Source organism: Plantibacter sp. MCCC 1A11337 (assembly GCF_013349365.1).
In the GTDB taxonomy this organism is placed as follows: domain Bacteria; phylum Actinomycetota; class Actinomycetes; order Actinomycetales; family Microbacteriaceae; genus Plantibacter; species Plantibacter flavus_A.
In genome coordinates, this window is sequence record NZ_JABJWX010000001.1 from 973,113 (window position 1) to 995,383 (window position 22,271).

Annotated in this window: 19 protein-coding genes and 1 tRNA gene; 6 read left to right on the forward strand and 14 right to left on the reverse strand. The window is 69.5% G+C overall.

The window, feature by feature from the left end:
* Positions 1–194: 194 nt before the first annotated feature.
* Complete coding sequence (locus HOW07_RS04490; protein WP_064296535.1) at positions 195–1,658, forward strand: MFS transporter; 1,464 nt, start codon at positions 195–197, stop codon at positions 1,656–1,658.
* A gap of 13 nt (positions 1,659–1,671) precedes the next feature.
* Here HOW07_RS04490 and HOW07_RS04495 read toward each other — a convergent pair whose 3' ends face one another.
* The 9 genes from HOW07_RS04495 to galU form a co-directional block, all read right to left on the reverse strand.
* The gene (locus HOW07_RS04495; protein ID WP_217485088.1) at positions 1,672–2,334 is read right to left on the reverse strand and encodes an SIS domain-containing protein; all 663 of its coding nucleotides are present in this window, start codon (positions 2,332–2,334) and stop codon (positions 1,672–1,674) included.
* Between the two features lie 185 nt (positions 2,335–2,519).
* Positions 2,520–3,695, reverse strand: coding sequence for a mechanosensitive ion channel family protein (locus tag HOW07_RS04500; RefSeq protein WP_175116201.1), 1,176 nt, complete (start codon positions 3,693–3,695; stop codon positions 2,520–2,522).
* A 402-nt stretch (positions 3,696–4,097) separates the two neighbouring features.
* Complete coding sequence (locus HOW07_RS04505; RefSeq protein WP_175116202.1) at positions 4,098–5,369, reverse strand: HNH endonuclease signature motif containing protein; 1,272 nt, start codon at positions 5,367–5,369, stop codon at positions 4,098–4,100.
* Positions 5,370–5,862: 493 nt separating this feature from the next.
* Positions 5,863–7,038, reverse strand: coding sequence for a N(5)-(carboxyethyl)ornithine synthase (locus HOW07_RS04510; RefSeq protein WP_175116203.1), 1,176 nt, complete (start codon positions 7,036–7,038; stop codon positions 5,863–5,865).
* A 147-nt stretch (positions 7,039–7,185) separates the two neighbouring features.
* Positions 7,186–7,262 (reverse strand) — tRNA-Ala (locus HOW07_RS04515).
* A gap of 51 nt (positions 7,263–7,313) precedes the next feature.
* Positions 7,314–7,967: a hypothetical protein gene (locus tag HOW07_RS04520; protein ID WP_147427088.1), complete on the reverse strand. Its 654-nt coding sequence runs from the start codon at positions 7,965–7,967 to the stop codon at positions 7,314–7,316.
* A gap of 107 nt (positions 7,968–8,074) precedes the next feature.
* Complete coding sequence (locus tag HOW07_RS04525) at positions 8,075–9,100, reverse strand: hypothetical protein (protein WP_175116204.1); 1,026 nt, start codon at positions 9,098–9,100, stop codon at positions 8,075–8,077.
* Between the two features lie 84 nt (positions 9,101–9,184).
* Complete coding sequence (locus HOW07_RS04530; RefSeq protein ID WP_064296541.1) at positions 9,185–9,838, reverse strand: GNAT family N-acetyltransferase; 654 nt, start codon at positions 9,836–9,838, stop codon at positions 9,185–9,187.
* Positions 9,839–9,974: 136 nt separating this feature from the next.
* Entirely contained in the window at positions 9,975–10,868 is an 894-nt protein-coding gene (gene galU, locus HOW07_RS04535) for a UTP--glucose-1-phosphate uridylyltransferase GalU (protein WP_175116205.1), read from the reverse strand.
* A gap of 153 nt (positions 10,869–11,021) precedes the next feature.
* On the opposite strand from galU, the gene HOW07_RS04540 reads away from it, so the two are divergent.
* Genes HOW07_RS04540 through mscL form a run of 3 tightly spaced genes read left to right on the forward strand, consistent with a single transcriptional unit; the run spans position 11,022 to position 12,493 of the window.
* The gene (locus tag HOW07_RS04540) at positions 11,022–11,621 is read left to right on the forward strand and encodes a 5-formyltetrahydrofolate cyclo-ligase (RefSeq protein ID WP_064296593.1); all 600 of its coding nucleotides are present in this window, start codon (positions 11,022–11,024) and stop codon (positions 11,619–11,621) included.
* Between the two features lie 32 nt (positions 11,622–11,653).
* A complete protein-coding gene (locus tag HOW07_RS04545) occupies positions 11,654–11,995 on the forward strand; it encodes an FmdB family zinc ribbon protein (RefSeq protein ID WP_064296543.1) in 342 nt (113 codons plus the stop codon).
* A 51-nt stretch (positions 11,996–12,046) separates the two neighbouring features.
* Positions 12,047–12,493 carry a large conductance mechanosensitive channel protein MscL gene (mscL, locus tag HOW07_RS04550; protein ID WP_175116206.1) on the forward strand — a complete coding sequence of 149 codons (447 nt, stop codon included), beginning with the start codon at positions 12,047–12,049 and terminating at the stop codon, positions 12,491–12,493.
* A gap of 36 nt (positions 12,494–12,529) precedes the next feature.
* On the opposite strand, the gene HOW07_RS04555 is transcribed toward mscL, so the two are convergent.
* From HOW07_RS04555 to HOW07_RS04565, 3 genes are all read right to left on the reverse strand, one after another.
* Positions 12,530–12,745: a hypothetical protein gene (locus HOW07_RS04555; RefSeq protein WP_079705393.1), complete on the reverse strand. Its 216-nt coding sequence runs from the start codon at positions 12,743–12,745 to the stop codon at positions 12,530–12,532.
* A 16-nt stretch (positions 12,746–12,761) separates the two neighbouring features.
* Positions 12,762–16,463, reverse strand: a complete 3,702-nt coding sequence (locus tag HOW07_RS04560) for an AAA family ATPase (protein WP_254628160.1) — start codon at positions 16,461–16,463, stop codon at positions 12,762–12,764.
* 135 nt (positions 16,464–16,598) lie between these two features.
* Positions 16,599–17,813, reverse strand: coding sequence for an ROK family transcriptional regulator (locus HOW07_RS04565; RefSeq protein WP_121289793.1), 1,215 nt, complete (start codon positions 17,811–17,813; stop codon positions 16,599–16,601).
* Positions 17,814–17,929: 116 nt separating this feature from the next.
* On the opposite strand from HOW07_RS04565, the gene HOW07_RS04570 reads away from it, so the two are divergent.
* Positions 17,930–19,132 (forward strand): glycosyltransferase family 4 protein, encoded by a 1,203-nt coding sequence (locus tag HOW07_RS04570; RefSeq protein WP_371743576.1) that lies wholly within the window; start codon positions 17,930–17,932, stop codon positions 19,130–19,132.
* Here HOW07_RS04570 and HOW07_RS04575 read toward each other — a convergent pair.
* Positions 19,095–20,129 carry a Gfo/Idh/MocA family protein gene (locus HOW07_RS04575; protein ID WP_085510392.1) on the reverse strand — a complete coding sequence of 345 codons (1,035 nt, stop codon included), beginning with the start codon at positions 20,127–20,129 and terminating at the stop codon, positions 19,095–19,097. The two genes, HOW07_RS04570 and HOW07_RS04575, sit on opposite strands and share 38 nt — an antisense overlap.
* A 164-nt stretch (positions 20,130–20,293) precedes the next feature.
* On the opposite strand from HOW07_RS04575, the gene HOW07_RS19765 reads away from it, so the two are divergent.
* Positions 20,294–20,791 (forward strand): LysM domain-containing protein, encoded by a 498-nt coding sequence (locus HOW07_RS19765; RefSeq protein ID WP_175116207.1) that lies wholly within the window; start codon positions 20,294–20,296, stop codon positions 20,789–20,791.
* A gap of 19 nt (positions 20,792–20,810) precedes the next feature.
* On the opposite strand, the gene HOW07_RS04585 is transcribed toward HOW07_RS19765, so the two are convergent.
* The gene (locus HOW07_RS04585) at positions 20,811–22,235 is read right to left on the reverse strand and encodes a CitMHS family transporter (RefSeq protein WP_121290346.1); all 1,425 of its coding nucleotides are present in this window, start codon (positions 22,233–22,235) and stop codon (positions 20,811–20,813) included.
* Between the last annotated feature and the right edge of the window lie 36 nt (positions 22,236–22,271).

The following is a 22,271-nucleotide window of genomic DNA, read 5'->3' on the forward strand; positions in this document are numbered from 1 at the left end:
GCGATCTCGTTGCGCTTCGAGCGTACGACCATTCCGCGCCACGGGGCGCCATCGCACGGGGTGCCGGGCGTAGGGTGCTCCTCCGCCAGGACGAAGTCAAGGGGCACCGATCAGCGACGTCCGATGCCCGCCGCGGGAGTAGCGTCATCTCCCGGATCGACCGTCGACGGGACGGCCGTGGAAGGAGCCATTCCATGTCGAACACGTCGACCTCCGGGCAACCGGCCCCGGTGCGGAGCCTCGTCCCCGCCAGGATGGACCGACTGCCGTGGACCCGGTTCCACTGGATGATCGTCGTCGGTCTCGGCTTCTCGTGGGTGCTCGACGGCCTCGAGATCCAGATCGTCGCCTCCGCCGGATTCCAGAAGTCTCTGGGGCTGTCGGCGGCGGAGGTCGGCCTCCTCGGGACGATCTACCTGCTCGGCCAGGTGACGGGAGCGCTCGTCTTCGGCCGCATGGCGGACCGCCTCGGCCGCAAGAAGCTCTTCATCCTGACCCTTGCGATCTACCTCGTCGCGAGTGGCATCGCCGGCCTGTCCCCCACGTTCTGGTTCCTCGCCATCTTCCGGTTCTTCGCCGGCATGGGCATCGGCGGCGAGTACGCGGCGATCAACTCGGCCATCGACGAGCTCATCCCGTCGAAGTACCGCGGGCACGTCGACATCGCCATCAACGGCACCTACTGGGGCGGCGCCGCCCTCGGATCGGCCGCGAACCTCTTCCTCCTGAACACCGACTACTTCGCGGAGGACGTCGGCTGGCGTATCGGGTTCTTCATCGGGCCGGTCCTCGGCCTCGCCATCATCTTCCTGCGACGCCACATCCCCGAGAGTCCGCGCTGGCTCATGACGCACGGTCGGGAACAGGAGGCGGAGGCAACGGTCGACGACATCGAGGCGACCGTCCGCAAACAGGGCGGGACGATCGAGCCGGTCGACGAGTCGAAGGCGCTCACGGTGCAGGCCCAGGGCCACATCCCGATCCGGACCATCTTCGGCGTCCTCTTCTCGAAGTACCCGAAGCGCACCTTCGTCGGCCTCGCGATGATGATCACGCAGTCGTTCCTGTACAACGCGATCTTCTTCACCTACGCGCTCGTGCTGCAGAACTTCTACGGCACGAGCCCCTCGTCGACGCAGTACTACTTCTTCCCCTTCGCGATCGGCAACCTGCTCGGCCCGCTCCTCCTCGGCAGGCTGTTCGACACCTGGGGTCGTCGCCAGATGATCTTCCTCACCTACGGGGTCTCGGGGGCGGTCCTGGCCGTGTCTGCGGTGCTCTTCAACGCCGGTGCGCTCGACGCGACGACGCAGACGATCTTCTGGTGCGTCTCGTTCTTCTTCGCCTCCGCCGGCGCGTCCAGCGCCTACCTGACCGTGAGCGAGATCTTCCCGCTCGAGCTCCGCAGCCAGGTGATCGGCTATTTCTTCGCGATCGGACAGATCGCGGGTTCGGTCGCGCCCCTGCTGTACGGGATCCTGATCGGCGACGGCACCGACCGTGGGCCGCTCACCGTCGGATACTTCGTCGGCGCCGGCGTGATGATCCTCGGCGGCTTGGTCGCCCTCATCTTCGGGGTCGACGCCGCGCGGAAGTCCCTCGAGGACATCACGGAACCCTTGTCGATCGTGCGCGAGGGGAAGGGTTCGGGAAGCTGAGCCCGGTCCGCGCTCAGTCCTCGTCGGAGACGTAGACCCCGAGCGTCTCGGCGAGGCGCTCCCGCTCCACCGCCCGTCGGCCGGCGCCCTTGGCGCTGGCCGTCGTGAGCGTGGCGAGGACGTGCAGGGTGAGCGCGATCCCGATCGAGGAACTCGGGTGTCCGTCCTCGGCACGGCCGAGGACGATCGTCTCGTCGGCGTACGGGGTCAACGGGGCGTCCGGGGCGTCGGTGATGAGCACGAGGCTGCCTCCCGCCTCGGCGAACGGGACGACGGAGTCGATCGTGTACTTCCGGTACCGCTGCAGCGACACCGCGATCATGACGTCGCTCGTCCGGACGTCGCTGAGGACGTCGAGGGGACGCACGATGGTGCCGTCGATGAGTGTGACGTTCGCGAGGCCGTAGCTGAGGTCCGCGGCGAGGAGGGACGCGTAAGTGAACGACTTCGACGCCCCGATGAGGAAGCGTCGCCGAGCGGAGACGATGAGGGCCGCCGCGCGTTCGAGGGCGCCGTCCGCCTTCGCCGAGGCGAGGGACTCCTCGAACTGCTTGCGTTCCTGCTCGAGGAGTCGGTGCTTGAGGACGGACGCGGAGCGTCGTTCGAGACGCTGCTCCGGGCGTTCGCCGGGGACGGCGGTGTCCTCATCGGTGAGGAAGAGGGTGTCGTCGTTCACGCGCGGTCTCCTTCGCATGCCGTCGCCGGGGTTCGGGCCGGCGCCGTCCGTTCACGTCGGCAGCAGCGCCGACGGCCCGCCGGCAGATCACCCGGCGAGGTTCCCTTGATGGTAGCGATGGGAAGCGCATACAGGATCGCCGGAACGACAACGATTCGGTGCACACGCGTCCGGCCGCGCGACGGTCAGCGTTCGGGTTCGTCGTCCAGGTCGGGCAGGGTGATCGACGACGTGAAGAGGCTCGCGCGCTGTTCGGCCTCGGCACTGCCGCTGAACAGCCCGACCGGCTCGGTCACCGGACCGCCGCGCTTCGGTTCCGGACGACGCTCCTGCTCGACCATCTGCACCCGGTTGCGCGGGATCGCCGACGGGTTCTGCGCGAGGATCCACTCGACCATCTGCTCGCGTACGAGGCATCGGAGGTCGAAGAGGGTCGGTGCGTCCACCGCGGTGACGAGGATGCGGATGCGCACGTAGCCGCCGACGGCGTCCGTGACCTGCAGCACCTGCGCCCGACCGTCCCAGAGGTCGGTGCGGTCGAGGATGCGCTCCAGCTCGGTCCGCATGACCGCGGGGCTCACCCACCAGTCGAGGTCGAACTCGACCGACCCGAGCAGCTCGCTCGTGTTCCGTGTCCAGTTCTGGAAGGGCGTGGAGGTGAAGTAGGTGGAGGGGAGCACCATGCGGCGGTCGTCCCAGATGCCGACGACGACGTAGGTGAGGGTGATCTCCTCGATCCGGCCCCACTCCCCTTCGACGATGACGACGTCGTCGACCCGGATCGCGTCGCTGAAGGCGAGCTGGATCCCGGCGAACACGTTCCCGAGGACGGACTGCGCCGCGAGGCCGGCGACGATGCTCACGACACCGGCGGAGGCCAGCACGCTCGCCCCGACGCCTTGGACGCCGGGGAACGTCAAGAGGATCGACGCGACACCGACGATGACGACGACCGCGATCGCCAAGCGACGGACGAGCGCGAGCTGCGTCTGCATGCGGCGGGCGACCTTGTTGTTCGGGACGTCGATGCGGTACCGCGCCTGACCGAGCCCGATGACGAAGGCGAGCAGCGCGGCGACCAGCCATGTGGCCGCGGCGATGACCGCGATCCGGAAGGTCTGGTCGACGAACCCGCGGGTGTTCTCATCGGGGAGCGTCGCCGCCACCGCCAGCCATACCGCCACGAGGATCACGAGCGCTCGGAAGGGGTGACGGGCACTCCCGGCGAGCGCTCCCGGCCACTCGCTCCGTCGCGCCGCCATCCGGAAGGAGACCGACACGATCACGATGACGACGAGCGCTGCGATCAGCGCTATCCCGGCCGCTGCGGCGACACCCCACCAGCTCTGCCAAACGAACATCCATGCCTCCTCGAGCCGGTCGTGCACCATGTGTTCCTCCGCCGACCGATGCCGTACGGCGCAAGCGTCAAGCGTAGGGGCGGGTGGATGCCGCGCTCGACCGCTTGCGCGGCCTGCCACGAACCTCTCAGGCCGTGTTCACGTGCCCGACCCGTCCCACGTGAACGGCGCGAACCTCCCCGTTCACCGAGTTAAGGCGGCCCAGGCTGCCCTTCGACAGGCTCAGGGACCGAGACATGGCGGGCAAACCTCTTCCGGTCACTGAACCTGTCGAAGTGCCCACGAGGACGCCTCATCAATCCGGGCACACCTCCCCCGGTCACTGAGCCTGTCGACGTGCCCACGAGAAACTCTTCGACACGTCGACCGGCTCGATTCGTGCAGATCAAAGACCGGCAAGGGTCAGAACGGCGCGGGATCAGGCTCGGTCCGATACTGCTTCCCGTCAGGTGTCGTCCACTCGAGCACCCCACCGGGCCCGTGGTCGAGGTTCCACCCGGGCAAGTGCTTCATCCGGTGGTGATGTGGGCAGAGGCAGGCGAGATTGCCCACATCTGTTGTGCCGCCGTCTTCCCACGCGACCGAGTGATCGAGGTCGCAGGCCCGGGCTCGTCTCCCGCAGCCCGGTGCCCGACAAGTGCCGTCCCGCAGCCGGACCGCGCGTTTCAGATCGGCCGGAACCCGGTACTGGTTGCGGCCGACGGAGAGGACCGCGCCGGTGTCCGGCTGGACGAGGATCCGGGTGAAGCTTGGCGCGTTCACCGCGATGCGGGCCGCGGTCTCTGGGTCGATCGGGCCATACCCGTCGAGCATGCCGGGTGCGTCGGAGACGCCGGCCGTCGTGAGCACCGGGACCGTGATCTGCACAGTCGGCTTGATGTGTTCCTGGACCTCGATGGGGTGCGGCAGGACCGGGCTCGACATGACGTCTTCCGGGGTCACGCCGGTGAGTGCGAGGGCTGCCAGGGCGTCCGCCTGCAACTGGGCGCACGTGCGGGTGTCGCCCGCCTGGCGTGAATCCGCGGCGGCCGCTTCGACCCGCTCCGCGATGCCCTGCGCGATGGGCGCCGTGGTGAAGAGGTGCACCCACGCCATGCCGTCCGCTGCCGGTTCGAACTCGACCCGGCGGTCCGCCTCGGAACGCTTCGAACGGGTCGTGATCGACTCCGGGTGCAGGCGCTCGCGCAGGACCCGAGCTCGCCTGCGGAGTTCCGCATCGGTGGCCTGCTCCGCTACCGGAAGCACCGTGGCGAGAAACACGGCCCGCCCGTCGGTGGGCACGTCGCAGAGTTGGTCGGTGATCGTCTTGGCGTGCCGAGCCGAAATACGGCCCGCCGCCAGGGACGCGAGCACGGCCGGGGCGTCGTTGACGAGCGCCTCGGCGTCGTTCGTCGCCCGCTGCACCGTCTGCTCGGGTATGCGGGTCGCCATCGCGAGCGCCGCGCACGTGGAGCGACGGGACAGAGCACGTCGCTCGGCGGGCGGGAACGCGGCCGGGACGACCGTGTCCGCGAAGGCATCGGCGTAAGCCGCTGACCGGGCCAGGAGCCGAGCCGTTCGGGCAGCCAGCACAGCCTGCTGCCGGCAGATCTCCGCGTACTCGTCCGAGAACTCCGCGAGCTGCGCGGCGTACTCGTCGCCAGCTCGAACTGCGGAGGTCGTGGTCTCGGTCATGACTCCAGTCCACCATGAACCACTGACATTCCAGATGTTGAGTGGTCTCGCTTGTGGAAGTTGCTCGTATGCCCTTCGACAGGCTCAGGGACCGGAGGGAGGGCTCCGGATTCGTGAGGTTCTCCGCGTGCCCTTCGACAGGCTCAGTGACCGGGAGAACAGCGCCGGATTCGTGAGGTTGCCCGGGTGCCCTTCGACAGGCTCAGGGACCGGGGAAGGGCGCCGGATTCGTGCGGTCGCCCGGGTGCCCTTCGACAGGCTCAGGGACCGGAAGGGGTCACTCAGGGGCTGGATGAGGTCACTCAGGGACCGGAAGAGGTCACTCGGGAGCGGGGAACGATTGCTCGAGGACCGGAGGGTTCCGGGTGGACCATCCCCGGTCACTGAGCCTGTCGAAGTGCCCGCGAGAGGCCTCTTGGGCGCGGTGCCTCCGTCAGTGGTTCACCGAAAGGCCCGCCGCGGCCCGCTGCTTGAACGGTCGGCCGAGAACCGGTCAGCCCGGGAGGACCTCGTGCGGGTACTCCGCCGACCGGTGCTGGAACTCGGTGATCGCAGAGTTCACGATGACCCCGTCCTGGATCTCGACGGCCCGCTGGACGGTCAGGCTGTCGACCCAGGCGTCCGGTCCGGCCAGGACGGCGGGCAGGAACGGCAGCAACGCCTCGCTGTTCTCCCAGCTGGACGAGTTCCACAGCAGCGAGGGGCTGTGGTCGACCGCGTAGTAGTTGATCTCCCCGGGCCCGACGGTGAACATCGGGTCGTCGAATCCGGTCGTGCGCGCCCACTCGAAGGCCATGCCCTCGTCGCAGGAGACGTCCACGATGAGACTCCCGGGTCGGAACGCGCCGAGGTCGTCCTCACGGAGGTAGAGCAGTGGTGCGTTGGGGTCCTGCAGGGTGCAGTTGACGACGATGTCACTCTCCGCCAGGAAAGGCGCGAGTGGCACGCGACCCTCGTCGGTGATGACCTCGCTCAGATACGGGCCGTCGTCGTGGTCGAACTGGATCATTCGGGCGGAGTGGATGGGCGCCGCGACCGCCGCGACCCTGCGGTTGGTGAGCACGCGCACGTCGTGGATCCCGTGGGCGTTGAGCGCGGTCACCGCACCTCGGGCGGTCGCGCCGAAGCCGATGACCACAGCGGTCAGGCGACGGCCGTAGCTGCCGGTGGAGCCGCAGAGTTCCAACGCGTGGATCACCGAGCTGTAGCCGGCGAGTTCGTTGTTCTTGTGGAAGACGTGCAAGCCGAAGCTGCCGTCGGCGGCCCAGTGGTTCATCGCCTCGAAGGCGATCAGCGTGAGCCGTTTGTCGATCGCGAGCTGCGTCAGCGCGGTGTCCTGGACGCAGTGCGGCCAGCCCCAGAGTGTCTGCCCGTCACGGAGCTCCTGGACATCCTCGAGCTGCGGTTTCGGCAAGAGGACGACATCGGCCTGCGCGATGACCTCGGCGCGCGTCGCGAACGAGCGGACGAAGGGCGCGATCTCCTCGTCGGAGACACCGAACCGGGCACCGTAGCCGTGCTCCACGACGATCCGAGACCGGAACTCCTCCGGGATGCGCTCGAAGTGCGCCGGGTGGATCGGCACGCGTCGCTCGTCGGGCTTCAGCGAAGTGCCGATCACCCCGAGGACGGCATCGTGCTGCACGGTCGGTTCGGATGGTGCTGGCATGACTGCTCGTCCCGTTCACGGGAACCGAAGCGGCGCCGTGCCCCTGACCGTACAGGACGCGGGGCGCCGCCGACATGGGACAGGACGCCACCGACACCCGGAAACGCGACAACCCCGCACCGTGAGGTGCGGGGTTGTCGTTGCAGCTGGTGGACCCAAGGGGATTCGAACCCCTGACCCCCTCGATGCGAACGAGGTGCGCTACCGGACTGCGCCATGGGCCCAACTACTCGTCCAGGCTAGCAGAACCGGCGAGCCGTTTCGAACCGGCCGCGCTAGTCCTCGTAGGGGTTCGGGCCGTCGTCGACCGGCATGCTGCCGTCCTTCGGATTGGCGGCGATGAGGGCAGCGAGGTCGAGATCCCGGAACCAGCGGAGCCGCTGGCTCCGGGCACGGCGATAATGCTCGTCGACGACCGGCTCGTCGAGGACCCGGTCGAGCTTCGCCTGGATGGCGCGCTCCAGGTCGCCCCACGCACGCTCACGAGCGGATTCCGCGATCCCCGCGACGAACTCCTCGTCCTTGCTCACCCGACGGAGTTCGGCGGCGAGCCCCGAGTACACCTCGCGGCGACGGGACAGGGCACTCAGGTCGCCAGCACGGTAGTCGTGCTGATGACGAGCACTCCCCCGCCGCTGGAACGCCGTCTGTCGCGCCTCCCGTGCGAGGTCCGCGTACTCCTCCTGCTCGTCCGCCATGCGACCCAGCTCGCGCCGCACAGCCGCCTGCGTCGCCTCCGCGTCGTAGGACGCGCCGTCGCGGAGTGCACGCTCGATGATCCAGTTCGTGACCTCGACCACGGTCCAGGACCGCGCGATGAGGAGGCCTTCCTCGACCGCGTGCTCGACCGGCGGCGGAGCCACCTCAGGGGGCGCGACGTAGGGCTTCATCGGCTTCCGCCGGCTCTTCCGCCACACGCCCATGGTCACCTTTCGCGTTCCAGGGCGTCGACGAGAACCGAGCGACGAACCCCCTCGACGAGTCTATCCGTCGCCGGTGACCGGTTCATGAACGACCGGACGGGCGCGGTCGGGGCTCAGCCCGCGGCGCGGCGACGCTGCAACAGGGCGGATCCGCCGGCGGCGATCTCGCCCTCGTCGACGACACCCATCGAGGCGAAACGGCTCGGGGCCGGCTGCGGTTCGACGCGCTCGGGCTGCGGAGCGGCGACGGGCTCCGGACGCCGGACGATCGTCGGCACGACCGGCGCAAGACGCTCGGCGCGGGAGGCGATGGCCTCCTGCATGGCCGCCTGGCGAAGGCGGTCGTAGGCGTCGGCCTTGGCCAGTTCAGCGGCAGCCGAGGACCCCTCGGAGAGGTGGAGCGGCTTCGGGATGGACGTCGGCGTCCAGGTCTGCGCCTGCGAGGCCGCCTTGACGGGCTCGTTGTACTCGAACAGCGCCGACTCGACGCGCCTGGTCGTGACCGCGACCGCCGGTACCGGCGCGACGGCACGGTGGGCGATACGTGACATCCGGGAGAGCGCAGAGAGCGCGAGCAGCCCGACGACCGTGGACGAGATACCGAGGACGAGACCGCCACCCGCGAGGAACGCGGTCACGCCGGAGCAGAAGCCGATGATGGAGGCGACCAACACGGTTGTCGCGAGCAACCGCGACCGACGACGACTCCGCGCGAGCTTCGCCGCTCGGGCGTTGCGCTGCACGGCACGGGCTGCGGCAGCGGCGGCGCGACGCGCGTCCTCCGCGGCACGGGCGGCGGCTTCGGCCTGCACGGCCCTGGCCTCCTCCTCGCGGCGGATCCGGTCGGCTTCGGCGAGTTCGACGCGCGCCGCGGCCTCGGCCGTCGCCTTCGTCCTAGCCTCGAGGTGCTTGAGGAGCTTGCGCTGCGCGGCGACCTCACGCGACGTCGCCTCGAGCCGGACGGCCTCCGGGACCTCAGCCGTCTCGGCGAGCACACGGAGCGTCTGCTGCAGCCGGATCGCGTTGCGCTCGCTGGCCGAGAACTGACTGTCGCGCACCCACGACGGCACCAGGTACACCAGCCACAGCATCGCTGCGACCAGAATGATCACCCCACCGCTCAGGAATCCGCCGTCCATGTCCCTGACCGTAGCGGGTCGATGACCTGAGACCGATCAACAGCTGGGTGTGTCCCCGGATGGAGGGGGAAAACGGCTACCTGCTCAGCGAGTGGGGAACGGCGCCGCGGCCGCGAGACGGTCGGCTTCGGGGATCACACACGCGTCCTTCGGGACCTGGCCGTCCAACCACCGGTTGAGGACGCCGCCCGGGACCTCTTCGCGGACGAGGCCGAAGCAGAAGTGGTCGCGCCAGTCGCCGTCGATGTGGATGAAGCGGCGGCGCAGACCCTCGTATCGGAACCCGAGCTTCTCGACGACCCGAAGGCTCGGAGCGTTCTCGGGCCGGATGCAGATCTCCAGCCGGTGGAGCTGCAGGGCGGTGAAGCAGTGGTCGGTGGCCAGAGCGGTCGCGATCGGTGTGGCACCGAGACCCGCGAACCGCTGGGAGACCCAGTAGCCGATCGACGCCGAGGCCAGCGATCCGTACGTGATGCCGGAGACGTTGAGCTGGCCGGCGAACTCCCCGTCGACCTCGATGACGAACGGAAGGCCCGCGCCCGAGCGCGCGTGGTTCTGCAGTGACCGGATCGCCGCACGGCTGTCGGCCGGGACCGGGCCGTAGGGACTCGTCGCCTCCCAGCGGCGCAACCAGGCTCGGTTCTCCGCGAGCTCGCGCTCGAGCGGTCTCGCGTCACGGACCTTGATCGGCCGGATGCTCACTCGCCCACTGCTCAGAACGGGTACGACCTGCGCCACCGTGCCACCCCTCTCGCGTTCTGTGGTGAGCCTAGTGGAGCGCTCACCGGATGCACCGACACCACGTCGTCGACAGCATCGCGCCCCGAGATCCGCGGTTGCGGACCCGGGGCGCGGCGTGTGTCGTCGGCTGGAGTCAGTCGAGGTCCCCGGCGAAGTCCTTGAGCCACGGACGCAGCTCGGGACCGAGGTCCTCACGGTCGACCGCGAGCTGCACGATCGCCTTGATGTAGTCCAGGCGGTCGCCCGTGTCGTAGCGACGGCCACGGAAGATGACGCCGTAGACGCCGCCCGTGCCTTCGACGTCGGCGGCCATCTCCTGGAGCGCGTCGGTCAGCTGGATCTCGCCACCCTTGCCCGGCTCGGTGCGCTCGAGGATCTCGAACACCTCGGGCTTCAGCACGTAGCGACCGATGATGGCGAGGTTGGACGGGGCGTCCTCCTTCGCAGGCTTCTCGACGAGGCCGGTCACCCGCACGACGTCGGAGTCGTCGGTCGCCTCGACCGCTGCCGCACCGTACATGTGGATCGAGTCAGGGTCGACCTTCATGAGGGCGATGATCGTCGCGTTCCGCTTGTCCTGCTCCTCGAGCATGCGCTCGAGGAGGACGTCGCGGGCGTCGATCAGGTCGTCGCCGAGGAGCACGGCGAAGGGCTCGTCGCCGACGTGGCGCTTCGCCCGGAGGACGGCGTGGCCGAGGCCCTTCGGGTCTCCCTGGCGCAGGAAGTGGATGTCGGCGAGCTCATTCGACTCGTTCACCTTCTCGAGGCGCTGGGTGTCGCCCTTCTTCGCGAGGTTGAGCTCGAGCTCGGTCACGCGGTCGAAGTGGTTCGCAAGTGCGTTCTTGTTGCGGCCGATGATCATGAGCACATCGGCGAGCCCGGCGCTGACGGCCTCCTCGACGACGTACTGGATGGCCGGCTTGTCGACGACGGGGAGCATCTCCTTCGGCAGAGCCTTCGTCGCCGGAAGGAACCGGGTGCCGAGACCTGCTGCGGGGATGACTGCTTTGGTAACACGAGTGGTCATGAGGAAAAACCTATCGTGTGGAGTCGGTGAAGTACCCGAATACCCCCTCGATCGAGGGTAAAATCCCCTGAACCCCTGGACGAGGCGGCGGATGTCGGGTAGGACGACGGGCAACGAGCCGGGCGCGACGACGAGCCGTTTAGAATGGGTCGCATGACGAGCCCCGCCGAACACGAGAAACGAGCGCTGCGCGCCGAGCTCCGTGAGCGGCGGGAGCTGCTCACCTCCCTCGAGAAGGAACGGTCGACCACCGGCCTCACGGACAACCTCCGAGCCCTGGTCTCCCGATTCGGCGCGAGCTCGATCGCCTGCTACCTGTCCTCCCCGAGCGAGCCCGACACCAGGCCCTTCCTGCAATGGGCGCAAGAGGCGGGCATCCGCATCCTGTTCCCCATCACCCGCACCGACGGGCTCCTCGACTGGACGATCGGCGAAGAGGGCATCGAGACGGTGGGCTTCGCCGGCACCCCCGAGGTCGTGGGTACCACCCTCGGCCCCATCGCGATCAACGATGTCGACCTCATCCTCGTCCCCGCGGCCGCTGTCGACGCTCACGGCATGCGCATGGGCTGGGGGCGCGGGTACTTCGACAAGACGCTGGGCTCGATGGAGCGCTGCCCTCCCGTCTACGCCGTGCTGTACGACACCGAGATCCTCGACGAGGTCCCGAGCGAGATCCACGACGAACCCGTCGGCGGTGCCGTGACCCCGAGCCGCATCCTCGACTTCGACCAGGTCAGACCGCGCCGCTGAGCGCGCCGACCCACCACATCCCAGGAGACCCCGTGCCCACCTACGCCTACCGCTGCACCGAGTGCGGCAACGCCTTCGACGTCCAGCAGTCCTTCACCGACGATTCCCTCACCGAGTGCCCGGCGTGCTCCGGCAAGCTGCGCAAGCTGTTCAGCGCGGTCGGTGTCACGTTCAACGGCTCCGGCTTCTACCGCACGGACTCCCGCGCCGGTGCAGGCAAGGGCTCGAGCTCCATCCCGGCCTCCTCGAAGTCCTCGGAGGGGTCGTCGAGCTCGTCCTCCTCGGACACCACGGGCGGATCCTCCTCTTCGGGCGGCTCCTCCAGCTCCGGCTCCAGCGCCACACCGGCCTCCGCCGGGAGCGCCGCGTCCTGAGCCGGTAGCGTAGCCAGGGTCCTGTCCATCCCCGATCCTCAGGGAGACCCCATGCTCAAAGGCTTCAAGGAGTTCATCCTCCGCGGCAACGTGATCGACCTGGCAGTGGCCGTCGTGATCGGGGCCGCGTTCACCGCCATCGTCAACTCGCTCGTCGAGAACATCTTCAACCCGCTGCTCGGGGCGCTCTTCAAGGCGGAAAGCCTGAAGGAAGCCTTCGTGGTCTCGATCCCGACCCTCGATGGGAAGACAGCCGATCTGCAGTTCGGTGCGTTCCTCGGCGCTGCGATCCAGTTCGTGCTCGTCGCCGCCGTCGTCTACTTCGTCATCGTGCTGCCGATGAACCACTTCAAGCGCATCACGACGAAGCCGACCGTCGCCGATGAGCCGGCAGCACCGAGCGAGCTGTCGCTCCTCACCGAGATCCGCGACGTCCTGAAGACGGGCACGAGCGCTCCGCTGCCGCCCGCACGCGACGACACGACCGACGGGCGCTAGTCCGGCCCATCCCGCACCGTCGACGTCCCGTCCCGCTCACCAGTGGGGCGGGACGTTGCGTTGCAGCTCGTCGTCGTTGCCACCGCCGCCAGCCGGTTTGGCTGTGCCACCCCAGGCGGCGTCGGTGTCCTCCGCCGCCTTGACGGGATCGGCCGGCAGTTGCGGCGCAGGATCCGTCCCGGGAGCACCGGGCCGGATCGCCCGCCTCGATCCTCGGGGACGGACGATCCGAGGCTCCTGATCGTCCTGCATGATCAGTGTCCGACCATCAGTGGCGTGGGACCTGCACGGCGATCGGCGCGGTGTCGAGGTGCTCGGTCGTGTTGAGCCCGAGCACACCGGCCACGCGTTGCGCCACCGCCTCGGCGTCGGCGAAGAGGTCGAAGCTGTGCACGCGGACGTAGTGCCAGCCGAGACGGCGCAGGACGTCGGGGCGGAGCCGCAGCGACTCTCGGAGGCTCGCGTCACCCAGTTCCTCGTCGCACTCGACGACCACGGCTCGGCCACCCCACGAGGCGACCAAAGCGAGCTTGCCGCGGTAGCCCATGTCGACCCGCATCCCGAGTGTCTCGAGGCGCGTCGCGAGGTCGACGAGCATCGGCTCGGCCTCGTGCGTCGCCTGATCCTCGGAGGCGCGGCGTGACGTGTCCGTGAGGATGCGTGCGAGCGCGAGGATGCCGTGCTGGATCCGGTTCTGGTCGAGGTCCTCGGGGCGGACGCAGGAGACGATCACCATGGACCGCCGCGCACGCGTCATACCGACCGCGAGCAACCGGTCGCCGCCGGGCTGACCCAGTGCGCCGAAATCGGACAGGACCCGTCCGTGCGGCGTCAGACCGTACCCGATCGAGAAGATGACGCGGTCGCGGCTCTCGGCCACGGACTGCTCGAGCGTCAGAACGGTGAACGGTTCCGCCCGCTCGCGCAGGAGGAAGTCGGAGAGGTCGGCACGACGGGAGAACGCTGCGAGGACCGCCTGCTGGACCCGGACCGCGTGCTTGTCGCTCGCGGTCACGACCATCAGGGATTCCTTCGGGCGGTTCGAGGCGTGCTCGAGGACGAGTTCCACGACCCGTTCGACCTCGACGTCGACACTCTCCACCGCTCCGGTGACCGGGTCGGGCATGCCGAGCCCGCCGGGCACGTAGTCGAGGCTCAGGCTGCCGTGGCCCAGGAATGAACCCGCCCAGGGCAGGGAATCGATCTGACCACCGTAGAACCGCTCGTTGACGAGTTCGGCGAGGTCCTCGCCTCCCGCGCGATAGGAGCGCGTGAGCATGAGCGTCGGCAGGACGGAGCTCAGCTGTTCGAGCGCGGACTCACGGTGCAGCTCGGCGATGTCGGCGTGCTGCTCGGGCGTCGCCTCCTGATCCGTCAGACGGATCTCGAAGGGCGAAGGACTCTGCGTGACGGGGTCACCGAAGGCGACGACCTGACGCGCACGACGGATGGCGTCCACGTTCTCCGCGAGGAGCGTCGCCCCCGCGTCGACGAGGAAGACGGCGTCGAAGGACGCGCTCTCGGGGATGCGGGGCACCTCGTACGGCGAGACGAGCCAGACCGGAGCGAGGACGCGGGACAGGGTGGGTGCCGCCTGCTCGAGCTCCGCCGCTCGGAGCGGTCGATCGCGCTTGAGGAGCGAGCGGAGCGCCATACCTTCGGTGGCGTGGTCGACGAGACCGATCTTCCAGGTGTCGGCCAGCAGCGAGGCGAGGAGCTGCCCGGACGCGGAGGCGTGCGCCTCGTCCACCAGTCGGAAGTCGGACTCGAGGCGCTCGACGACGCTCGTGTTCGCGCCGAGCAGACCGCGGTCCTCGGTGAGCACCAGTTCGAGCATCGACTGCCACCAGGCCAGTTCGAGCTCGTCGGCGAGGCGCGTCCGCGGCACGTGCCGCTGGGACAGGTCGACGATGAGCTCGCCGAGACCCTGCTCGCGGAGGCCGGCGAGGATCGCAGTGCGCTCCTGGAGGTTGTGGAGGACCTCCGACTCGGCGGCGAGCTCGGAGATCGTGCGGACGAGACTCGGGATCGCGAGGCGGCCGAGGCGGTCCGGGGTGTCGGCGATGCCGAGCGGCTGGTCGACCAGCTCGAGCTTCGCGGCGACCGTCTGGTACGCCTGCTCGACGTCCGCGATGCCGAGCGGCACCTCGGGCGGCGCACCGGTCGTCACGTAGCGCTGCCACAGGGTGCGCTGCTGCTGGATCCGGCGGAGCGCGGCGTTCATGTCGGGCACGTGTGCGCCGGGCCGCAGGTACTCCTTGGCCAGGGCCTTGAGTCGCCGGCGGCTCGCCGACGACATCGCGGCGGAGTCCTTCCGCGGGCTCGTGGCGACGATGAGGTCGGCGAGCGACCGGTCGAAGACGTCCGGCTGGAAGCGGTCGAGCGTCTCACGGATGTCCGCGAGGAGTCGCAGGTAGATGCCCAGCTCGTCGATGGACTCGAACGGCCGCATCTGCGTCTGCCCGATGAGGCCGTACGCACGCTCCAGCAACTGCGGCAGATCCTTGCGGTGCAGGCGCTTGGCGAGGTCGTGGGTCTCCTGGGCTTCCGCGGTCGTGTCGAACGACGCGCCGTACCAGGGCGAGTCGCCCGGTCCGTAGCGGAATTCACCGAGGGCGGCCGCGCCTTCGAGCGCCTCCGCCGCGCGGGAGCGGCCCGCTGCGAGCCCGACGAGCGTCTGGCGGTCGAGTCGGACGAGGGTCCCCGGAGGGTGCGGCAGCTTGGAGAGCTTCGAGAGCGCTTCGAGCGCTTCGATGACCGAGACCCGCAGATCGGGGTCCTTCGCCTGCAGCGAGGTGCGGTAATCGATGAGGACCCGACGCAGCCGGACGAGCGCGTCGTCGACCTCGCCGACCTGCGGCGGGATCGCCCGCTCGTTGCGCGTGATCGCCTGGATGAGGTCGCGACGGAGGGTCGACGGCGACGCGCACAGACCCGGCAGACCGACCTTGGTCAGGCGGTGGCGGATGCCCTCGAGCGTGGAGCGGCGAGGGCTGACGACGAGGACGCGCTTGTGCTGCGACGCGAGCACGCCGATCGCGTTCACGATGGTCTGCGTGCCGCCCGTGCCCGGCAGCGTCGTGACGACGAGCGAGTTGCCGGCGCCGATCTGCGCGATGACGTTCTCCTGCTCGACGTCCGCGTCGAGCAGGAGGGTGTCGGTCGACGGCGGGCGGTCGTCCTGGCCCGGCGCGTCGACGGGCGTGAAGCTGCTGCGGACGAGGCCGACCGCACCCTCGTCGCCGGCGACGGCGTCGAGGATCGGGTGGTCGAGCTTGGCGGCGTCGTCGAGCAGGGAGTGACCGACGGCGGCGAACGAGGAGACGAGCAGACGCGGCTGCACGGTGAACCATTCGAGCCCGGCGGCGAGCGAGCGGAGGCGGTCGATGACGGGCTGCGGCTTGAACACGCCACCCGATTCACTCAGCGCGACGAACTCGTCGGGATCGAGGACGATGCCGAACTGCTCGCGGAGGGCGCGGACGAGTTCCGGGTTCGCGGTCGTGGCGCCGCGCAGCTTGACCTCGTAGTCGCGACCGTACCGGCGGATGGCCAGCGGCCGGAGCAGGACCGGCGCGCTGAAGTCCTCCCCCTGATGCGTCCACTGGGCGAGGCCGACGGCGAGGTGGACGGCGTCGATGCCGCGGACGGTGGAGAGCTCGATGCCCTTCGTCGTGATGCGGTCGGCGGCGCGCTTCGCACCGCGGAGCGCGATCTCGTCGCGGATGAGGTTCGACAGCAGCGTCGACTTGCCCGAGATGAACTGCGGCAGACCACCGGGATGCGTCGAGCTGAGCTCCACCCGGGTCGTCGGGGCGTCCACGAAATGGAGCAGCGGCGAGGGGCCGCCGACCGTGCTGAGCTGCTGACGCCAGGCGTGCAGCGCCGTGTCGACCACGCCTGCCGATGCCGCAACGGGACCCTCGCGGAGTTGCGCCTCCGCTGCTTCCCGTTCGACTCCGGACGTCACGTCGCCGTCATCCCGTCTCTTCTCTAGCCGCCACACACTTGCACCATACGTGCCCGGTAGTGGAAACACCGGGAAGCGGTGCGGTTTTTCGCCGAGTCCGCCGAGGAAATGTGCGACGCGCGCGTCGTCCGAGGGTCAGGAGACGCCGAGGAGGCCGGAGAGCACCATCACCGCGGTGCCCCGCAGGACGATGTCGGCGCCCTGCTCGCTCATCCGGATCTGGACGCCGCCGTGGAACTCGGTCATCGTGCGCGCCCGCACGGTCTCGATCGCCGCGTCGAGGAGCACGCCGGCGAGCAACTCCTCCGGGCCGCTCACCACGATCTCCGAGAGATTCAGCGCACCGACGATCGCGGCGAGCGAGACACCGAGGCGCTCCCCCGCGGCGCGGAGGATCTCCTCGCGACGCCGCTCGACCTCAGCGGTGGGAAGATCGCTCGCCTCAGCCCCCGCGAGGAGCTCACGCAGGTGCGGCACGGCGAGCCAGGCCTCGAGGCACCCGCGCTTCCCGCAGGCGCACAGTGGTCCACCGTCGGTGCCGACGACCACGTGGCCGATCTCACCGGCTGCGAACCGGCTCCCGAAGAGCGGGTGACCGCCCACGAGCAGCCCCGCCCCGACGCCGTTCCCGACGCTCACGAGCATGAGGTCGCCGTCCGCCCCGCCGAAGCTGTACTCCGCGAGGACGGCGGCATTGGCGTCGTTCGCGACGAGGACCGGCACCTGGGCGACCTGTTCGATCGCCCCCTGGAGGTCGACGTCGGTCCAGCCGAGGTTCGGCGCGCTGCGGACCGTGCCGGTCATGTCGACGACGCCGGGCGAACCGACCCCGATGCCCAGCACCTCGACCGTCGCCTCCTCGACGAGGTCTGCGGCGAGCGCGACGGCCTTCGCGATCGCGTCCGCCCCCGTGGCGCCGTCGAGCGGCACCTCGAGCATCGTCACGACCTCGCCGTCGAGCGTCAGCACCGCGCCTCGGAACACCTCGGTGTCGGAGAGGTCGAGGCCGACGATCTGGAACTCGTCGCGGTTGATGTCGATGAGCGTGGCGGGCTTGCCCGGGCGAGAGGTCTCGCGGAGCCCGACCTCGACGATGAGGTTGTCCGCGATGAGCGAGGCGACGAGGTCGGAGATGCTCACCCGGGTCAGGCCGGTGGCTCGGGCGATGTCGGCGCGACTCATGGCCCCGCTGGCGAAGAGGGTCTGGAGCACGAGCGCCCGGTTATGACCACGGGCGTGTTCCGGCAGGACCTTCGCGTTCGGCCGCAGCCGCCGCGCCGGGGTGTACGAGAAGGATTCGATCCGCTCCGACGCGATCCCGCCGCCGCTTCCGAATCCACCAGCACTCATGCGATAAGTAAAGCAGGCTGCGCCTCATCGTGCGGCACCGCGATGTCACCCGATGGTCACCGACACGTCGCCCGCCGGGCACCGCTGAGACCCGTACGACGCGGAGCATCATGGGTGTGAGGATCGCAATCGTGACCGAGTCGTTCCTGCCGCAGATGAACGGCGTCACCCACTCCCTGCTCCGCATCATGGAGCACTTCGCGGACCGAGGGGACGAGGTGCTCGTCATCGCCCCCGGCGCCGGAGCCTCGACGCCGCGGCTCCACGAGGGCTTCCGAGTGGACGGCGTCCCGTCGATCCCGCTCCCCCGTTACCGGAACGTGCGGGTCGCCGCCGGCGGGGTCGGCCGGATCACGGAGCTCCTCCGCGGCTTCCGCCCCGACGTGGTGCACCTGGCCTCGCCGTTCGTCCTCGGCTGGCGCGGTGTCCAGGCCGCCGAGCGCCTGGGCGTCCCGACCGTCGCCGTGTACCAGACCGACATCCCGGCCTACGCCGGACGGTACGGGTTCCCGGTCGCCGAAGCGCTGCTGTGGCAACACGTCGAGCGCCTCCACGGCCGGTCGACGCTCACGCTCGCGCCGTCACGGCAGTCGATCGCGCAACTGGAGGCGCACGCCATCCCGCGGGTCCGCCTGTGGGTGCGGGGCGTCGACGCCGTCCGGTTCTCCCCGGAACGGCGCAGCGAGGCCTGGCGTCGGTCCATCGCTCCCGGCGGCGAGCGCATCGTGGGCTACGTCGGTCGACTCGCAGCCGAGAAGCAGGTCGAGGACCTCGCGGTGCTCGGCGGACTCCCGGGCATGAAGCTCGTCATCGTCGGCGAGGGGCCGCTGCGTGCCTCGCTCGAACAGCGACTTCCGAACGCGGTCTTCACCGGATTCCTGGGCGGAGAGGAGCTGGCGGTCGCGATGGCCGGGCTGGACGTGTTCGTCCACCCCGGCGAGTCGGAGACCTTCTGCCAGACCATCCAGGAGGCGATGGCCTCCGGGGTACCCGTGGTCGCGACCGGTCGGGGCGGACCGGTGGACCTCGTCGACTCCAGCCGCACCGGGTGGCTCTACGAACCCGGCAGGCTCGAACAGCTGCGCGGGTTCGTCCAGGACCTCGTGGGCGACGAGGTGAAGCGGTCGGCGTTCGGTGCCGCAGCTCGGGCCGGCGTCCTGCCGCGCAGCTGGAAGAGCGTCAGCAGCGCCCTGATCGGGCATTACAGCGACGCCATCGAGTTGCACGAGGGCGCTCGGGCACGACGGATCGGTCTCGACCCGCGTGTTCAGGCGCCTCGGGTCATTCGCCCGGGTACCGGACGCCGATCTGGCGCCTGACCTCGTCGAGGGTCTCCATGATCGCGACCGTCTCGGCGAGCGGCATGATGTCACCGGAGAGGCGGCCCTCGGAGGCGAGCCGTTCGAGTTCCCACGCCTGGAAGTGCATCCCGCGGCCGTCCACCTCGGAACGGTAGGTCTCGACGACCTCGCCGTCGGTGCCGAACACCCGGAACGTCGTCGCCGTGTACCAGACACGGTCGAACTCGATCCAGCCGTCGGTCCCCACGATGGCCGCGCGGTTCGGGCCGACGGTGTTGCTCGCCGACAGGGTGTTCGCCACCTGGCCGTCCGCGTAGCCGAAGAGGGTCGCGACCTGCATGTCCGCCCCCGTGTCGCGGAGCGCGGCCGTGGCCTGGATCGTCGTCGGGGTCCCGAAGACGGACGACGCGAAGGAGACCGGGTACACGCCGAGGTCGAGCAGCGCCCCGCCGCCCAGCTCGAGGTTGTTCATGCGGTGCTCCGGGTCGTCCGAGAGCAGCTGGGTGTGATCGGCGACGAGGCTGCGCGGCTGTCCGATGACACCGTCGGCGAGCAACTCGCGGAGCCGGACCATGTGCGGGAGGAACCGGGTCCACATCGCCTCGAGGACGACCAGGCCACGCTCCGCGGCGAGCGCCACGACGGCCTGCGCCTCGGCGGCGTTGAGGGTGAAGGGCTTCTCGATGAGGACGTGCTTCCCGGCGTCGAGCGCCAGCACCGCCTGCTCGGCGTGGAACGGGTGCGGGGTCGCGATGTAGATCACGTCGACCTCGGGGTCGGCGGCGAGCGCCTCGTACCCCACGTGGACGTTCGGGATGTCGAACTCGGCGGCGAACGCGGCTGCGGTCTCGGCGGATCGCGAGGCGACGGCTCGGACGTCGAAGCCGTGCCGTCGGAGGTCGGCGGTGAAGCTCTTCGCGACACCGGCGGGGCCGAGGATGCCCCATCGCAAACCGGTGGACGGTCCTGCCGCGGGGGTTCCCGTTCCGGTCCGGTCGATGTCCTGCTCCGTCATGGCTCTCCTTCGATGCGCGTTCCAGCAGCCTACTGGAGGGCCTCCGGCGCTCGCGATTTCGGGGCTAGCCCTGCTCGGACTCGCCGCGCCTCGCCGTAGGCTGAGGGTTCGACCGAGCCCAGCCGACCGCGCTGCGGGCCTGGTCCATCCTGGGGGGATGCGCTGTGGGGCCGAAGGAATCGACCGGGCGTCGACGTGCACTGGCGTACGCCCGGACCCTCGCGATCGGCGTGGCCGGTCTGTTCGCCCTGAGCGGCTGCGTCTCGCAGCCGGCCCCGCCTCCGGTGACGGTGGTCGTCACCCAGCAGCCGGACCCGTCGCCCTCGGTCGCCCCGGTGCCCACCTCGACCGCGCGCGACGCCCTGCCTCCTGAGCCGGCACCGATCGTGCCGAACGCGCCGGCGGAACCGGCGGAACCCCTTCCGGAGGGCCCCGCGTTCGACCTCGGGCCGCGGGACGGCGCGCTCGGCCCGGTCGCCACGGATGCCGAGGGCAACCCGCTCACCTACACGGTGGTCGCCGGCGACGTGTTCTTCGACATCGCGCAGCGCTTCGACCTACCACAGCAGCAGCTGCTCCGCATGAACCCGTCGATCCCCGGCCTCGGACTCGACATCTACATCGGCGACGTCGTCAACCTCGACTGGACGACCACGCGTTGAGCCTCGGCGCCCGCCGGCGTCAGCCGAACGGGATGGTGCCGACGAGCACGCCGACGACGAGCATCACGAGCGAGACGATCGCGGCGCGCCACAGCACCTTCTTGTGGTGGTCGCCGAGGTTCACGCTGGCGAGCGAGACGAGCAGGAGGATGGCCGGAACGAGCGGGCTCTGCAGGTGGACCGGCTGACCGGTGATCGACGCACGCGCCATCTCGACCGGTTCGATGCCGAAGGTCGAGGCGCTCTCGGCCAGCACCGGCAGGATGCCGAAGTAGAACGCGTCGTTGCTCATGAAGAACGTCATCGGGATACTGAGCACCCCGGTGATGACCGCGAGGAACGGACCGAGCTCCGTCGGGATGATGTCGACGATCCAGTCGGCCATCGCGGTGACCATGCCGGTCCCGTTGAGGACACCGATCAGCACACCGGCCGCGAGCACCATCGAGACCACGCCGACGATGCTCGGGGCGTGGGCGACGATCTCCTTGGACTGCTGCGCGAGCCTCGGGAAGTTCACCAGGAGGGCGATGGCGGTGCCGACCATGAACACGTACGGCAACGGCACGAGGTCGAGCACGAGCATCGTCATGACCGCGACCGTGAGCACGAGGTTGACCCAGATGAGTCGCGGGCGCAGGGTGTCGCGCTCCGGGTCGAGCATCGTGTCCGCCATGGCCGTGTCGTCGGGGCGGACGAGGGTCGCGAGGCGCCCACGGGCACTGGTCGAGAAGGTCGTCGACATGCCGCCGGTGAGCGGGTGGTCGGCGGGCCCGGAACCCGAAGCCGGTGCGGCGACGCCGGAGGCACCCTCGCCGAGGAGGTCGACGCCCGCGAGGCGCTTGCGCTCCCCCAGCCCGAGGAACCAGGCGAAGGCGAACACGAGGACGAGGCCGGCGGCGAGCGACGGCAGCATCGGGACGAAGATCTCGGTCGGTGAGACGCCCAGGGCCGAGGCGGCGCGGACGGTCGGCCCGCCCCACGGGACGATGTTGAGCGTGCCGTTCGCGAGCCCGGCGACGCAGGTGAGGACGACCGGGTTCATGCCGAGCCTGAGGTAGATCGGCAGCATCGCGGCGGTCGTCACGATGAAGGTCGTCGACCCGTCGCCGTCGAGTGACACCGCGCCCGCCAGGAGCGCCGTACCGACGACGATCTTCGCCGGGTCGTTGCCCAGCGCACGGACGATGAACCGGACGAGCGGGTCGAAGAGCCCGACGTCGATCATGATCCCGAAGTACATGATCGCGAACATCAACAGGGCGGCGGTCGGAGCGAGGCTGCCGATCGCCTCGATGACCATGTCGCCGAGCCCGAGTCCGGCGCCGGCGAACAGCCCGAAGACCGTTGGGACGATGATGAGCGCCACCATCGGGGTGAGGCGCTTCGTCATGATCAGCACCATGAAGGTGAGGATCATCGCGAATCCGAGAATGACCAGCATGTCGACTCCTTCGTCTGCGTGCACCGCGGTGTGCAC

Bases quoted from the DNA above. Each gene is read 5' to 3' on its own strand.
- HOW07_RS04505 (WP_175116202.1), bottom strand. From the start codon at position 5,369: ATGACCGAGACCACGACCTCCGCAGTTCGAGCTGGCGACGAGTACGCC.
- mscL (WP_175116206.1), top strand. From the start codon at position 12,047: ATGCTCAAAGGCTTCAAGGAGTTCATCCTCCGCGGCAACGTGATCGAC.
- galU (WP_175116205.1), bottom strand. From the start codon at position 10,868: ATGACCACTCGTGTTACCAAAGCAGTCATCCCCGCAGCAGGTCTCGGC.
- HOW07_RS04555 (WP_079705393.1), bottom strand. From the start codon at position 12,745: ATGCAGGACGATCAGGAGCCTCGGATCGTCCGTCCCCGAGGATCGAGG.
- HOW07_RS04500 (WP_175116201.1), bottom strand. From the start codon at position 3,695: ATGTTCGTTTGGCAGAGCTGGTGGGGTGTCGCCGCAGCGGCCGGGATA.
- HOW07_RS04510 (WP_175116203.1), bottom strand. From the start codon at position 7,038: ATGCCAGCACCATCCGAACCGACCGTGCAGCACGATGCCGTCCTCGGG.
- HOW07_RS04525 (WP_175116204.1), bottom strand. From the start codon at position 9,100: ATGGACGGCGGATTCCTGAGCGGTGGGGTGATCATTCTGGTCGCAGCG.
- HOW07_RS04585 (WP_121290346.1), bottom strand. From the start codon at position 22,235: ATGCTGGTCATTCTCGGATTCGCGATGATCCTCACCTTCATGGTGCTG.
- HOW07_RS04490 (WP_064296535.1), top strand. From the start codon at position 195: ATGTCGAACACGTCGACCTCCGGGCAACCGGCCCCGGTGCGGAGCCTC.
- HOW07_RS04540 (WP_064296593.1), top strand. From the start codon at position 11,022: ATGACGAGCCCCGCCGAACACGAGAAACGAGCGCTGCGCGCCGAGCTC.
- HOW07_RS04565 (WP_121289793.1), bottom strand. From the start codon at position 17,813: ATGAGTGCTGGTGGATTCGGAAGCGGCGGCGGGATCGCGTCGGAGCGG.
- HOW07_RS04575 (WP_085510392.1), bottom strand. From the start codon at position 20,129: ATGACGGAGCAGGACATCGACCGGACCGGAACGGGAACCCCCGCGGCA.